The sequence below is a fragment of the Streptomyces viridochromogenes genome (genome assembly GCF_001270495.1).
In the GTDB taxonomy this organism is placed as follows: Bacteria; Actinomycetota; Actinomycetes; order Streptomycetales; family Streptomycetaceae; genus Streptomyces; species Streptomyces viridochromogenes_A.
The window spans coordinates 140,592-153,815 of the sequence record NZ_LGUR01000230.1 but is presented as its reverse complement, the minus strand read 5'-3'; the positions used below and the strand labels follow the sequence as shown (position 1 = coordinate 153,815).

General features: G+C 71.6%; 11 protein-coding genes. 6 read left to right on the top strand and 5 right to left on the bottom strand.

Going from position 1 to position 13,224, the window contains the following annotated elements; all coding sequences use genetic code 11:
- The first annotated feature begins 69 nt into the window (after window positions 1–69).
- Window positions 70–765 carry a GntR family transcriptional regulator gene (locus ADK36_RS34250; protein ID WP_048580257.1) on the top strand — a complete coding sequence of 232 codons (696 nt, stop codon included), beginning with the start codon at window positions 70–72 and terminating at the stop codon, window positions 763–765.
- A gap of 236 nt (window positions 766–1,001) precedes the next feature.
- Here the strand turns inward: ADK36_RS34250 and ADK36_RS34245 are convergent, their stop codons facing one another.
- On the bottom strand, window positions 1,002–1,283 hold the full coding sequence (locus tag ADK36_RS34245) for an HPr family phosphocarrier protein (protein WP_016432192.1): 282 nt from the start codon (window positions 1,281–1,283) through the stop codon (window positions 1,002–1,004).
- Between the two features lie 178 nt (window positions 1,284–1,461).
- Between ADK36_RS34245 and ADK36_RS34240 the strand changes: the two genes are divergently transcribed.
- Genes ADK36_RS34240 through ADK36_RS34225 form a run of 4 tightly spaced genes read left to right on the top strand, consistent with a single transcriptional unit; the run spans window position 1,462 to window position 6,887 of the window.
- The gene (locus ADK36_RS34240) at window positions 1,462–4,308 is read left to right on the top strand and encodes a bifunctional GNAT family N-acetyltransferase/acetate--CoA ligase family protein (RefSeq protein ID WP_053200244.1); all 2,847 of its coding nucleotides are present in this window, start codon (window positions 1,462–1,464) and stop codon (window positions 4,306–4,308) included.
- Between the two features lie 43 nt (window positions 4,309–4,351).
- The gene (locus ADK36_RS34235; protein WP_048580255.1) at window positions 4,352–4,948 is read left to right on the top strand and encodes a DUF5998 family protein; all 597 of its coding nucleotides are present in this window, start codon (window positions 4,352–4,354) and stop codon (window positions 4,946–4,948) included.
- Window positions 4,948–6,195, top strand: coding sequence for an alkaline phosphatase family protein (locus tag ADK36_RS34230; RefSeq protein WP_048580254.1), 1,248 nt, complete (start codon window positions 4,948–4,950; stop codon window positions 6,193–6,195). The genes ADK36_RS34235 and ADK36_RS34230 overlap by 1 nt, the downstream gene beginning before the upstream one ends.
- 44 nt (window positions 6,196–6,239) lie before the next feature.
- Window positions 6,240–6,887, top strand: a complete 648-nt coding sequence (locus ADK36_RS34225; protein WP_048580253.1) for a thymidine kinase — start codon at window positions 6,240–6,242, stop codon at window positions 6,885–6,887.
- A 52-nt stretch (window positions 6,888–6,939) separates the two neighbouring features.
- Here the strand turns inward: ADK36_RS34225 and ADK36_RS34220 are convergent, their stop codons facing one another.
- A complete protein-coding gene (locus tag ADK36_RS34220) occupies window positions 6,940–7,743 on the bottom strand; it encodes a VOC family protein (protein ID WP_053200242.1) in 804 nt (267 codons plus the stop codon).
- A 297-nt stretch (window positions 7,744–8,040) separates the two neighbouring features.
- Here ADK36_RS34220 and ADK36_RS34215 point away from each other — a divergent pair, with 297 nt between their 5' ends.
- Window positions 8,041–8,889: a sulfurtransferase gene (locus ADK36_RS34215; protein ID WP_048580251.1), complete on the top strand. Its 849-nt coding sequence runs from the start codon at window positions 8,041–8,043 to the stop codon at window positions 8,887–8,889.
- A 132-nt stretch (window positions 8,890–9,021) separates the two neighbouring features.
- On the opposite strand, the gene sepH is transcribed toward ADK36_RS34215, so the two are convergent.
- The 3 genes from sepH to ADK36_RS34200 all read right to left on the bottom strand — a co-directional run bounded on the left by sepH (window position 9,022) and on the right by ADK36_RS34200 (window position 13,015).
- The gene (gene sepH / locus ADK36_RS34210) at window positions 9,022–10,059 is read right to left on the bottom strand and encodes a septation protein SepH (protein ID WP_048580250.1); all 1,038 of its coding nucleotides are present in this window, start codon (window positions 10,057–10,059) and stop codon (window positions 9,022–9,024) included.
- Between the two features lie 438 nt (window positions 10,060–10,497).
- On the bottom strand, window positions 10,498–11,817 hold the full coding sequence (locus tag ADK36_RS34205) for a D-arabinono-1,4-lactone oxidase (RefSeq protein ID WP_053200241.1): 1,320 nt from the start codon (window positions 11,815–11,817) through the stop codon (window positions 10,498–10,500).
- Window positions 11,777–13,015 (bottom strand): MFS transporter, encoded by a 1,239-nt coding sequence (locus ADK36_RS34200; RefSeq protein WP_048580248.1) that lies wholly within the window; start codon window positions 13,013–13,015, stop codon window positions 11,777–11,779. The genes ADK36_RS34205 and ADK36_RS34200 overlap by 41 nt, the downstream gene beginning before the upstream one ends.
- Between the last annotated feature and the right edge of the window lie 209 nt (window positions 13,016–13,224).

Genomic DNA, 13,224 nt, shown 5'->3' with positions numbered 1-13,224 from the left:
GGTTGCAATAGAGTCACCGAGAACACGTCATTCATCGACGTTTCACGGGGATTAAGGCGGAGGTCGGTCATGCGTATTCCGGCGCACTCGGTATGCACCGCGATCCGGGACGACATCGTCGCCGGCGTCTACGAGCGCGGCGGCCGGCTCACCGAGGAACTCCTCGCGCGACGCTACGGCGTTTCCCGCGTCCCGGTGCGGGAGGCCCTGCGCACCCTGGAGGCGGAGGGCTTCGTGGTGACCCGGCGGCACGCGGGCGCGTGCGTCGCCGAACCGACCGAGCAGGAGGCCGCCGACCTGCTGGAGATGCGTACGCTCCTGGAGCCGCTCGGCGCCGCCCGGGCCGCCCAGCGGCGCACCGAGGCCCATCTGAAGGTTCTGCGCGGGCTGGTCAGACTGGGTCAGGAGCGGGCCAGGAGGGGGAACAGCGAGGATCTGCGCTCGCTGGGCGGCTGGTTCCACGAGACGCTGGCCCAGTCCTCCGGCAGCCCGGCGCTGGCCTCGATGCTGACCCAGCTGCGCCACAAGATCGCCTGGATGTACGCCGTGGAGGCGCCGGTCAATCCCGCGGAGTCCTGGACCGAGCACGGCGCGATCGTGGACGCGGTGGCGCGCGGCGACGGCGAGCGCGCCCGGGCGATCACGGCACTGCACGCCGAGCGCGCGATCTCCGCGCACCGGCTACGGTTCGGCTCCGGCGGCGATCGCGCCGAGCGTGTGAGGAATTCGCAACATCCCGTAAACATGCCGAGCCTGCGACATTAACACGGGCGCCGTATACAAAGAGGAGATATTCGGTGGCGGGTAATTTCCGCTGCCCTTTTTCAGGTGGACCGATAATTCCCGTGGCCGTCCGCCCGGAATGTGCGGCCGCCCGCCGGATCGAAAAACGCACCTGCCCGCCCGGGAATCCGGCCGCCTGCCCGAGAACAGCGAAGCCGCGCCCGCCCGGAGAGGCGGACGCGGCTTCACCGCTCGCTGTGGAGTCCCGCTCAGGTCCTTCAGACCGTCTCGGGCAGCTCCTCGAGGCCCTCGGAGACCAGCTTCGCCAGCCGGTCGAGGGCGGCGTCCGCACCCTCGGCGTCGGAGGCGAGGACGATCTCCTCACCGCCCTGGGCGCCCAGGCCCAGGACGGCCAGCATGGAGGCCGCGTTGACGGGGTTGCCGTCGGCCTTGGCGATCGTCACCGGGATACCTGCGGCCGTGGCGGCCCGGACGAAGATGGAAGCGGGGCGGGCGTGAAGGCCCTCGGCCCAGCCGACGTTGACGCGGCGCTCAGCCATGTGATGCTGCCCTTCGGTGTTCAGGGTTGTCTAGACCAGTTTCCCACACCCGTGAAGCACGCCGGGAGGGACAAAACGTTCCTCCCGAGGTGGCCGTCGGGTCGCGGCCTCGACCCGACATACGTCCTCCACAGCCTGCCTCGCGCCGTTGTCGGACGCGAGCCGTACTCTGGGCCCCATGCAGAGCGCCTCGGACCGGCACGAGTACCCCGCCCACTGGGAAGCCGACGTGGTGCTGCGCGACGGCGGCACCGCGCGCATCCGCCCCATCACCGTTGATGACGCCGAGCGCCTGGTCAGCTTCTACGAGCAGGTGTCGGACGAGTCGAAGTACTACCGCTTCTTCGCGCCCTACCCGCGACTGTCCGCAAAGGACGTCCACCGCTTCACGCACCACGACTTTGTGGACCGGGTGGGACTCGCGGCCACGGTGGGCGGCGAGTTCATCGCCACCGTACGCTACGACCGGATCGGCGCCGACGGAATGCCCGCGTCCGCACCCGCCGACGAGGCCGAGGTCGCCTTCCTCGTCCAGGACGCCCACCAGGGCCGCGGCGTCGCCTCCGCGCTGCTCGAACACATCGGCGCCGTCGCCCGCGAGCGCGGCATCCGCCGCTTCGCCGCCGAGGTGCTGCCCGCCAACACCAAGATGATCAAGGTGTTCACGGACGCCGGGTACACCCAGAAGCGCAGCTTCGAGGACGGCGTCGTACGCCTGGAGTTCGACCTGGAGCCGACGGACCGCTCGCTCGCCGTGCAGTACGCGCGCGAACAGCGTGCCGAGGCCCGCTCCGTGCGGCGGCTGCTGGTACCCGGCTCGGTGGCCGTCATCGGCGTCGGCCGCGCCCCCGGCGGGGTGGGCCGCAGTGTCCTCGGCAACATCAGGGACGCCGGCTTCACGGGGCGGCTGTACGCGGTGAACAGGGCGTTCCCGGAGGATCTCAAGGAACTCGACGGGGTGCCCGCGCACCGCTCGATGCGGGACATCGAGGAGCAGGTCGATCTCGCGGTGGTCGCCGTACCCGCCGAGTACGTCCCGGAAGTGGTCACCGACTGCGGCGAACACGGCGTGCAGGGGCTGGTCGTGCTCTCCGCCGGGTACGCCGAGAGCGGGCCCGACGGGAGGGAGCGGCAGCGCGAGCTCGTCCGGCACGCGCGCGCGTACGGCATGCGCATCATCGGGCCGAACGCCTTCGGGATCATCAACACCTCCGCCGACGTCCGACTGAACGCCTCACTGGCGCCAGAAATGCCCCGCCCAGGCCGGATCGGGCTGTTCGCCCAGTCCGGTGCGATCGGGATCGCGCTGCTGTCGCGGCTGCACCGGCGCGGCGGCGGGGTGACCGGGGTCACCGGCGTGTCGACCCTGGTCTCGTCCGGTAACCGGGCCGACGTGTCCGGCAACGACGTCCTTCAGTACTGGTACGACGACCCGGACACCGACGTCGTCCTCATGTACCTGGAGTCCATTGGCAACCCCCGCAAGTTCACCCGCCTCGCCCGGCGTACGGCGGCGGCGAAACCGCTGGTCGTGGTGCAGGGCGCGCGGCACGGCGGCGCGGCGCCCCAGGGGCACGCCGTACGGGCCACGCGGCTGCCGCACGCCACGGTGTCCGCGCTGCTGCGCCAGGCCGGCGTGATCAGGGTGGACACGATCACCGAACTGGTGGACGCGGGGCTGCTGCTCGCGCGTCAGCCGCTGCCGACCGGTCCGCGGGTGGCGATCCTCGGGAACTCCGAATCGCTGGGACTGCTGACCTACGACGCCTGCCTCTCCGAGGGACTGCGCCCGTTGCCGCCGCTGGACCTGACGACGGGGGCGTCGGCCGCCGCCTTCCACGAGGCGTTGTCGCGCGCCCTGGCCGACGAGACGTGTGACGCGGTCGTCGTCACCGCCATCCCGGCGATCGGGGGCGCCTCGACCGGCGACGCGGAGCTGGCTCAGGCCCTGCGGTCGGCGGCCGAGCGGGTGCCGGGCAAGCCGGTGCTGGTGGTGCACGTCGAGCTCGGAGGGCTCGCGGAGGCACTGTCGGCCGCGGCGAGCACGGCCCCACAGGCGGTGACGAAGGCTCCCGGTCTCGCGGGCCGCGCCCACCCGTTCCGCCCCCTGGACTTCCCGGCCGACCCCCTGCCCGAACCGTCGGACACCTCGGAGGACGCCTCCCGCCTCATCCCCGCCTACCCGGCCGCCGAACGCGCGATCCGCGCCCTCGCCGAAGCCGTCAAGTACTCGCAGTGGCGGCGCGACGCGGCCGATCCCGGCCGGGTGCCCGAGTACGAGAACATCGACGAGAAGGGCGCCGCCCGGCTGATCGGCGGGCTCCTCGCGCGCGGCCAGGGCCTCACGCTCGGCACGGACGAGACCGCCGACCTCCTCGGGAAGTACGGCATCCACGTACATCGCGCCCTGCACGCGCCCACCCCCGACGACGCCGCGGACGCCGCCCACACCCTCGGCTACCCCGTCGCCCTCAAGGCCACCGCCCCCCACCTGCGGCACCGCGCCGACCTCGGTGGCGTGCGGCTCGATCTCGCGGACGAGGAGCAACTGCGCCGGGCGTACACCGAGTTGACCGAGCTGTTCGGCAGGCCGGAGGAGCTGCGGCCGGTCGTGCAGAGCATGGCACCGCGCGGCGTCGACACCGTCGTACGGGCCGTGATCGACCCGGCGGCCGGTGCCGTGCTGTCCTTCGGGCTCGCCGGAGCCGCCTCGCAGCTGCTCGGGGACATGGCGCACCGGCTCATCCCGGTCACCGACCGCGAGGCGACGTCGATCATCCGCTCCATCCGGACGGCACCGCTCCTCTTCGGCTGGCGCGGCTCCACGCCCGTGGACACCGCGGCCCTGGAGGAACTGCTGCTGCGGGTGTCGCGACTGGTCGACGACCACCCGGAGGTCGTCGCGGTCACCCTGGAGCCGGTCGTCGTCGCCACCCACGGTCTGAGCGTGCTCGGCGCCTCCGTACGCCTCGCCCCGCCGCCCGCCCGCGACGACCTCGGGCCGAGGACCCTGCCCGCGTACTGAGACCGCCCTGAGCGGTGCCTCGCAGTCAGCGTGCCCCCGTAGGATGGGCGTCATGGCCAAGACCAGTACGACGACCCAGGGGCTGCGTTCGGCGATCGAGCGCAGCGGCTACTACCCGGCCCTCGTGGCCGAGGCGGTGGAGGCCGCCGTGGGCGGCGAGCCCATCCGGTCGTACCTGGTCCATCAGGAGACGACGTTCGACCAGAACGAGGTGCGGCGGCATGTCACCGTGCTCGTCCTCACCGGCAACCGTTTCATCGTGAGCCACACCGACGAGCAGGCCGCGGACACCACCTCCCCGACGCCGTACGCCACCACGTCCACCGAGTCGGTGAAGATCGGCCGGATCTCGTCGGTCGTCGTCAGCCGCGTCGTCGCCAACCCGGAGCAGTACAAGCCGGGCACGCTGCCCCGCGAGGTCGTGCTGACCATCGGATGGGGCGCCGTCTCCCGCATCGACCTGGAGCCCGCCGCCTGCGGCGACCCCAACTGCGAGGCGGACCACGGCTACACGGGCAGCTCGACGGCGGACGACCTCAGCCTGCGCGTCAGCGAGGCCGGCGACGGCCCGGAGACGGTCCGCCAGGCGCTCTCCTTCGCGCAGTCGCTCTCCGAGGCGACCGCGGACCTCGCTCGCTGATGTCCCACCCGTATCCCCCCGCCGCCCATGACCGAGGGCGTTCCGCGCCCGTCCCTTCCGGTTCCACCGCCTGGGACTCCCACCCGGAACCCCTCGCCGTCCACTCCGCGCCCGTCCCGGAGTACGGCAGCGGCTCACTCGCCGACCTGCTGCCCACGCTGGCCGCGGGCATGGCCGTACCGGACATGACCGCCGCGATCCCCGAGCTGACCGCGGCCGACCGCAACTGCGTGTTCCTGATCGACGGCCTCGGCTGGGAGCAGCTCAAGGCGCACCCCGAGGACGCGCCGTTCATGACGTCGCTCCTGAGCAGCTCGCGCGGCGGCACCGGACGCCCGATCACCGCCGGTTACCCGGCGACCACCGCGACCTCCCTCGCCTCCGTCGGCACCGGCCTGCCGCCGGGCGCGCACGGCCTGCCCGGATACACCGTGCGCAACCCCGAGACCGGCGAGCTGATGAACCAGCTGCGCTGGAACCCGTGGACGTCACCGCGCGCCTGGCAGCCGTACCCCACGGTCTTCCAGCTGGCCCAGCAGGCGGGCGTGCACGCCGCCCAGGTGTCGTCGCCCACCTTCCAGAACACCCCGCTCACCAAGGTCGCGCTCAGTGGCGGAACGTTCCTGGGACGGCTGACCGGTGAGGACCGTATGGACCTCGCGGCCGGGCAACTGGCCGCGGGGGACCGCTCCCTGGTCTACACGTACTACGCCGAGCTCGACGGCGCCGGCCACCGCTACGGCGTCGACTCGGACACCTGGCGCGGCCAGCTCATGTACGTCGACCGGCTGGCCCAGCGCCTCGCCGAGCAGCTGCCGCCGCGCAGCGCCCTCTACGTCACCGCCGACCACGGCATGATCGACGTGCCCTTCGACGAAGAGCACCGCATCGACTTCGACGAGGACTGGGAGCTGCGCGCCGGCGTCGCCCTGCTCGGCGGCGAGGGCCGGGCGCGGCACGTCTACGCGGTGCCGGGCGCCGCCAACGACGTGCTGACCTGCTGGCGCGAGGTGCTCGGCGAGCAGTTCTGGGTGGCCTCCCGGGACGAGGCGATCGCGGCGGGCTGGTTCGGGCCGCGGATCGACGAGCGGGTGTACGACCGGATCGGCGACGTGGTCGCCGCCGCGCGGGACGACGTCCTGATCATCGCGTCCGAGCGAGAGCCCAAGGAGTCGGCGATGGTCGGCAACCACGGTTCGATGACCCCCGCCGAGCAGCTGGTTCCCCTGCTCGAAGTACGCTCCTGACGATTCCCGACTCCTCCTCGTTGCCGAAAGGTGCTCAACTCAACATGCCCGAGCTGGTGTTCTTCTCCGGAACGATGGACTGCGGGAAGTCGACGCTGGCTCTCCAGATCGAGCACAACCGTTCCGCGCGCGGTCTCCAGGGCATGATCTTCACCCGCGACGACCGGGCGGGCGAGGGCAAGCTGTCCTCCCGGCTCGGCCTGGTCACGGACGCGGTGGAGGTCGGGGACGGCCAGGACCTGTACGCCTACCTGGTCGACCATCTCTCCCAGGGCGGCCGCGCGGACTACGTCATCGCCGACGAGGCCCAGTTCCTCGTGCCGGAGCAGATCGACCAACTCGCCCGTGTCGTCGACGACCTGAGCATCGACGTCTACGCCTTCGGTATCACGACCGACTTTCGCTCCAAGCTGTTCCCCGGCTCGCAGCGCCTGGTGGAACTGGCCGACCGGGTCGAGGTCCTCCAGGTAGAGGCCCTGTGCTGGTGCGGCGCCCGCGCCACCCACAACGCCCGCACGATAGGCGGCGAGATGGTCGTCGAGGGCGCCCAGGTGGTCGTCGGCGACGTCAACCAGGCCGACGCCGTCGGCTACGAGGTCCTGTGCCGCCGCCATCACCGGCGCCGGATGACGGCGGCCAGCGCACGGGCGGCGGCGCTGTCCCCGGACGTCCTGCCGGTGCAGCCGGTCTGAGCCAGGTCCTGCATCGGGCACCCCGTTCCCGGGCGCGGGCTCCCGAACCCCGTCAGCGCGGGTCCTGAATCAGGGAGAACCGCGCCCCCTCCGGGTCCGCCACCGTCGCCACCCGGCCGTGGGCGCTGTCGTGGGCCGGTCTGAGGACATGCCCACCGAGATCGACGACCCGGTCCACTGCCCCGTCCGTGTCGGCGACTTCGAAGTACGTCACCCAGTGCGGGCCCCGGTCGCGGGGCAGGGCGGTGCCGACCCCGTGGATGCCGGCGACCGGGCGGCCGTCGATGTGCAGGGTGACGTAGTCGAAGTCGGCGGAGACCGCCGGCTCCTCCTCGTAGGCGAACACGCTCTCGTAGAACTTGGCGACGTTGACCGACTCGAAGGTCAGTAGCTCGTTCCAGGCCGGGGTGCCGGGCACGCCCGTGACGGCCGTGCCGCGGTGCTCCGCGCCCTGCCAGATGCCGAAGACGGCGCCGGAGGGGTCGGAGCAGATCGCCATCCGGCCGGCTTCGGCGGCGTCCAGCGGTCCCACGCCGACCGTGCCGCCGCACAGCCGCACCGTGTCGGCGGTCAGGTCCGCGTCGTTCGAGGCGAGGTAGGGCGTCCAGGCGATGGGGAGGTGGCGGTCGGGCGGCAGCTGGCCGATGCCGGCCACCTCACGGCCGTCGAGCAGGGCTCGCACATAGGGGCCGAGCTGCTGGGGGCCGGGCTGGAACTCCCAGCCGAACAGCGCCCCGTAGAACTCCTGGGTCGCGGCCAGCCCGTGCACCATCAGGCTCACCCAGCAGGGCGTGCCGGGCGCGTGCCGAGCGTGCGTCTCGCCGTTCGGGCCGGCCGACCCCCGTGCCTCGGTCATCGTCACTCTCTCCTCGGCCCCTCGCGGTGGCCGCCTCGCTCCCGCTGTCCGGACCCCCGTGCCGATGCTCGCACCACCCTTGGCCGAGCGCGCTTCGGGCACGCCGCCGCACTACGGCCGACGCCCGGAGGGTGCCCGGTGTGCGATTTACGGCCCGCTTCCGTGCGATTGCCGCCGGATGTCCGTCGGCTGTACAGCATGTGTCTGATCCCGTACGCCTCGTGATCGGACCTGTCCGGCCGAGCAGAGTAGCCGGACGTCGACGATGGGGCCACCCCGTGCGCAAGGATGGTGGCCATGAACGCCATCATTTCCGCATCCGAACTCACGAGCGAACTGACGGGCGAGAACCCGCCGGTGCTCCTCGACGTCCGCTGGCAGCTGAGCCTGGCCAAGACGGCCGGCGAGCCGCCGTTCGACGGCAGGGCAGCGTACGAGGCCGGGCACATCCCCGGCGCGGTCTATATCGACCTGGACCGGGAGCTGGCTTCCGCGCCCGGCACGCGGGGCCGCCACCCGTTGCCGGACTTGGCCGAATTCGGTGCGGCGATGCGCCGGTCGGGCGTGTCGTCCGGGACACCGGTGGTCGTGTACGACGGCGGACAGGGCTGGGCCGCGGCCCGGGCTTGGTGGCTGTTGCGCTGGACGGGTCACCCCGACGTGCGGGTCCTCGACGGCGGGTTGCCCACCTGGGAGGGGCCGCTGGAGAGGTCCGTACCGACTCCGGCAGAAGGTGACTTCGAGCCAGTGCCAGGGTCCGGACTGCTCGATGCCGACGGCGCCGCGGCGCTCGCCCGGTCCGGCGTGCTGCTGGACGCGCGGGCGGGGGAGCGGTACCGCGGAGAGGTCGAGCCGATCGACCCGGTCGGCGGACACATCCCTGGCGCCGTCTCCGCGCCCACGAACGAGAACGTCGGCGCCGACGGCCGCTTCCTGCCCGCCGGGGAACTCGCGGACCGCTTCAAGGCGCTGGGGGCGTCCGAGGGGACGGAGGTCGGCGTGTACTGCGGCTCGGGCGTCTCCGCCGCCCACCAGGTGCTGGCGCTGGCGGTCGCGGAGATTCCGGCGGCGCTGTACGTCGGTTCGTGGTCGGAGTGGTCGTCGGACCCGTCCCGGCCGGTGGCGGTGGGGCCGGATCCGCAGTAGGGCGGCGCAGCACGAGGGCCGCGTTGCGACCAACGCGGCCCTCGTCCTCGTACGGCCGCATCCACAGCCGTACGACCGACTGCTTCTGCTGCACGCCTGCTTACTTACCTACCTACTTACCTATCTGCCTTGCTACTCCTGCTTCTTTCTGCGCGTGCCGAACACGATCTCGTCCCAGCTCGGGACGGCGGCCCTGCGGCCCGGACGGACGCCGTCCGCCTCGGCCTGGCGATCCGTCGCGCCGATGAGGCGATCACGGTGGCTGCCGACGGAGCGGGGCATGAGGACGTCCGCGTAGGCGGAACCGGCGGAGGCGGCCGGGGCGGGAGGTTCCTCCGCGACCGGCTCGGCCGGGGGTTCCTCCGTCTCGGGCTCCGACGGGCGTTCGGGCACCACCAGGTCACCGCGGAAGCTGGGCACCGCCTCCAGCAGGCTGGTCAGCGAGTCCCGTTCCTCCGTGGGCTCCTCGGCAGGTTCGGCGGCCTGGGCCGGCAGGCTCGGCCGCGCGGTCTCCAGGGCACGGTCCATCGAACGCTCGCGCGGAAGCCGGGCGATACGCGGCACGAACGGGAAGCTGGGCTCCGGCGCGGCGAGGTCCTCGGACTCGCCGATCAGCGAGCGCGCCTCCTCGTCGACCGCCTGTACGAGCCGCCGGGGCGGGTCGTACGTCCAGCTCGCCGAGTGCGGTTCGCCCGCCACCATGTAGACCAGCAGCACTTCCCAGGTGCCGTCGTCGCGGCGCCACGAGTCCCACTGCACGGTGTCCTTGTCGGCGCCGCGCAGCAGCAGCCGCTCCTGGACGGCCTCGCCGAGCTGCGGACCTGCGGCGTTCTCGCCGGGCCGACGGACGGGGGTCTTGCGAGCCCGCTCGGCCATGAAGGCGCGCTCGGCGAGCACGGGGCCCTCGAAGCGCCGTACACGGTCGACGGGGATGCCAGCGAGTTGGGCGACCTCTTCCGCGGTCGCACCAGCTCGTATACGCGCCTGGATGTCACGGGGGCGGAGATGGCTCTCCACCTCGATCTCGATCTGGCCGAGGCGGGGACGGTCGCCGCGCACGGCGGCGCGCAGGCGTTCGTCGATCGGAAGGGTGTACTCCGTCGCGTCGGCAGCCTTCAGCACCAGCCGTGTGCCGTCATTGGAGACGGCCACGACACGCAGTTCGGGCATGGGGACCTCCCGGGTGGTGCCTGCCGACGTCACGTGCGTCGCTGCTTCCGCTAGTCGAGTGTGGCCTGCCCGGGTGCAGCCTGCCACAACCTTGCCGAGTTGCCCGGCGTGTCGGGCACGGGCCCTGGATCGCCGTTATGGCACGGTTACCTATTCGCAACGCTAAGTGACCAACTCCGTCACCCTGTGCAACTAGCCCCCTCCCGGCGGTCCTTGAAGGCCACGGACACCCAGGCGGGAGACCGGACCCAGGGCTCGCAACAGTACTCCATTTGGGCCACGTGCGTGGATTGGCGCGCCGCCCAACTTCTGGCAAGAAGCGCGACTCGGCCGTCGGTTGAGCGGTTTTCGGATCTTGAACGTGGCGTACTTCACCCAATCCGCAGAAACGGAACCAATGGATTCGGCCAAGGCGTCGCGCCGGCCGCGCCGCGTCGGCTACGCCCCCAACACGCGCCGCAGGTAGTCGTTCTGGAACCGGCGGTCAGGGTCCAGCCGGTCCCGCAGCGCCGTGAACTCGCCGAAGCGCGGGTACACCTGGGCGAAGTACTCGGCGTCCCGGGTGTGCACCTTGCCCCAGTGCGGCCGCCCCTCGTGCGCGGTGAAGATGCGCTCGGCGGCGGTGAAGTACCGCTGGAACGGGGTGCCCTTGACCATGTGGACGGCGATGTACGCGCTGTCGCGGTCCGAGGCGGTGGAGAGGGTGATGTCGTCGGCCGGGGCGGTGCGCACCTCGACCGGGAAGCTGACCCTGAGGCCGGAGCGGTCGACCATGGCCTTCAGTTCGCGCAGCGTCTCGACGACGGCCTCGCGCGGAACGGCGTATTCCATCTCCACGAAACGTACCCGGCGCGGCGATGTGAAGACCTTGTAGGGGATGTCGGTGTACGTCCGCGCGGACAGCGCCTTGCTGGAGATCTGAGCGATCGCGGGGATCGTGGCGGGCACCGCGCGGCCGACCCACTGGGCGACCTGGAAGACGCCGTTGGAGAGGAACTCGTCCTCGACCCAGCCCTGGAGCTGCGACACCGGCTTCTCCGGGCCCGCGCTGCGGTTGTTGCGCTTGGTGTTGGTGTTGCCGGTGTGCGGGAACCAGTAGAACTCGAAGTGCTCGTTCTCCGCCCACAGTTCGTCGAAGTCCGCCAGGACCCTGCCGAACGGCATCGGCTCCTCCCGCGCGGAGAGGAGGAAGAGGGGCTCCACGGCGAAGGTGATCGCGGTGACGATACCCAGGGCGCCGAGGCCGATACGGGCGGCCGCGAACACCTCAGGGTTCTCCTTGTCGGAGCAGGTGAGGACAGAGCCGTCGGCGGTGACGAGCTCCAGTCCCTTGATCTGGGCGGCGATCGAGGCCGAGTCGCGGCCCGTGCCGTGCGTGCCGGTGCTGGTCGCGCCGGAGACCGTCTGCTCCATGATGTCGCCCATGTTCGTGAGCGACAGACCCTCGCGCGCCAGGGCCATGTTGAGTCTCTTGAGCGGTGTGCCCGCCTCGACCGTGACCGTCATGGCATCACGGTCGATGTTGCGTATGCCGGTCAACAGTTGAGGGCGTATCAATACACCGTCGGTCGCGGCAATGGAAGTGAAGGAATGTCCGCTGCCGACCGCCTTCACCTTCAGGCCGTCCTCGGCGGCCCGGCGTATCGCCGCCGACAACTCCTCGACGGAGGCCGGAGTGACCTCGCGCGCGGGGCGGGCGGCGACATTGCCGCCCCAGTTACGCCACGTGCCGTTCCTGCCGCTCGCTGTGCTGCTCAACGGTGCCTCCCCGACCCGGAGCCGGCCTGCTGAGCCGGCGATACCCCAGGAAACCCACCGCGACCGCGACGGCCCCGGACACGGCCGGAACCCCGTACCCGGCCTCCGCTCCGGCGGCGTCGATCACCCAGCCGGCCGCGGCGGAGCCGAGCGCGACCCCGACCGCGAGCCCGGTGCTCACCCAGGTCATGCCCTCGGTCAGTTGCGCGCGTGGTACGTGCTCTTCGATCAGGGACATGGTGGTGATCATCGTGGGAGCGACCGCCATGCCCGCAACGAACAGCGCCACGGCCAGAAGCGGCAAGTTTCCGACCAGTAGGAGGGGGATCATACTCACGGCCATCGCGCATATGCCCAGCAGCCAGCGAGGTTCGGGCGCCCCCTTGAAGCGCAACAGCCCGAAGACGAGGCCCGCCGCGCAGGAGCCCGCCGCGTACAGCGCGAGAACCACGCTCGCGGCGCCCTTGTGCCCCTGCTCGTCCGCGAAGGCCACGGTGACCACGTCGACGGCCCCGAAGATCGCCCCGGTCGCCACGAAGGTGGCCACCAGGACCTGTAGACCCGGGGCGCGCAGGGCCGAGCTGCCGCCGCGCTGCTCGCGCGGATGCGGTGCGGGCTCGGTGGCCCGCTGCGCGGTCAGCCAGAAGACGCCGATCGCGAGGAAGCAGCCGGCGAGCAGCGGCCCCGCCTCCGGGAACCATGCCGTGGACAGGCCGATGGAGATGATGGGCCCGAAGATGAAGCACACCTCGTCGATCACGGATTCGAAGGAGTACGCGGTGTGCAGCTGAGGCGTCCCCCGGTACAGGGCGGCCCAGCGGGCGCGGACCATCGCCCCGACGCTGGGCACGCAGCCGATGCCGACGCAGGCCACGAACAGCACCCAGTCCGGCCACCCGTAGTGCGCCGCGAACAGCAGCAGACCTCCGGCCACGAGCGAGATCAGCGTCGCCGGACGGAGCACCCGCCGCTGCCCGTACTGGTCGACCATCCGTGAGACCTGCGGACCCACGACCGCCGCGGCGAGCGCGATCGTGGCCGACAGGGCGCCGGCGAGGCCGTACCGCCCGGTCAGCTGGGAGATCATCGTGACCACGCCGATGCCCATCATCGACAGCGGCATACGGCCGAGGAAGCCCGCGGCGGAGAAGCCCTTGGTGCCGGTGGCGGCGAACAGGGCGCGGTAGGGGCTCGGCACGGGGGTCTCCGGTCAGGCGGAGCAGCGGGGGCTGCGGTGGTTCGGGGCGACGGGGCAAGGCGTTGCGGTGAGGCATGTGGGGCGCCCGGTAAGGCATGCGGCGACCCGGTAAGACGTGCGGATGGCCGCTACAGCTTACGAGTTAGGTGACCCTAACGTACCGGGCCGGACGAATCGGGAACCCGGGTGGTCACCCCACCGTTTCCCGG

What these genes read in the sequence shown, in the direction of transcription:
- ADK36_RS34240 (WP_053200244.1), top strand. Translation starts at nt 1,462, where the DNA reads ATGCAGAGCGCCTCGGACCGGCACGAGTACCCCGCCCACTGGGAAGCC.
- ADK36_RS34220 (WP_053200242.1), bottom strand. Translation starts at nt 7,743, where the DNA reads ATGACCGAGGCACGGGGGTCGGCCGGCCCGAACGGCGAGACGCACGCT.
- ADK36_RS34230 (WP_048580254.1), top strand. Translation starts at nt 4,948, where the DNA reads ATGTCCCACCCGTATCCCCCCGCCGCCCATGACCGAGGGCGTTCCGCG.
- ADK36_RS34235 (WP_048580255.1), top strand. Translation starts at nt 4,352, where the DNA reads ATGGGCGTCATGGCCAAGACCAGTACGACGACCCAGGGGCTGCGTTCG.
- ADK36_RS34225 (WP_048580253.1), top strand. Translation starts at nt 6,240, where the DNA reads ATGCCCGAGCTGGTGTTCTTCTCCGGAACGATGGACTGCGGGAAGTCG.
- ADK36_RS34250 (WP_048580257.1), top strand. Translation starts at nt 70, where the DNA reads ATGCGTATTCCGGCGCACTCGGTATGCACCGCGATCCGGGACGACATC.
- ADK36_RS34245 (WP_016432192.1), bottom strand. Translation starts at nt 1,283, where the DNA reads ATGGCTGAGCGCCGCGTCAACGTCGGCTGGGCCGAGGGCCTTCACGCC.
- sepH (WP_048580250.1), bottom strand. Translation starts at nt 10,059, where the DNA reads ATGCCCGAACTGCGTGTCGTGGCCGTCTCCAATGACGGCACACGGCTG.
- ADK36_RS34215 (WP_048580251.1), top strand. Translation starts at nt 8,041, where the DNA reads ATGAACGCCATCATTTCCGCATCCGAACTCACGAGCGAACTGACGGGC.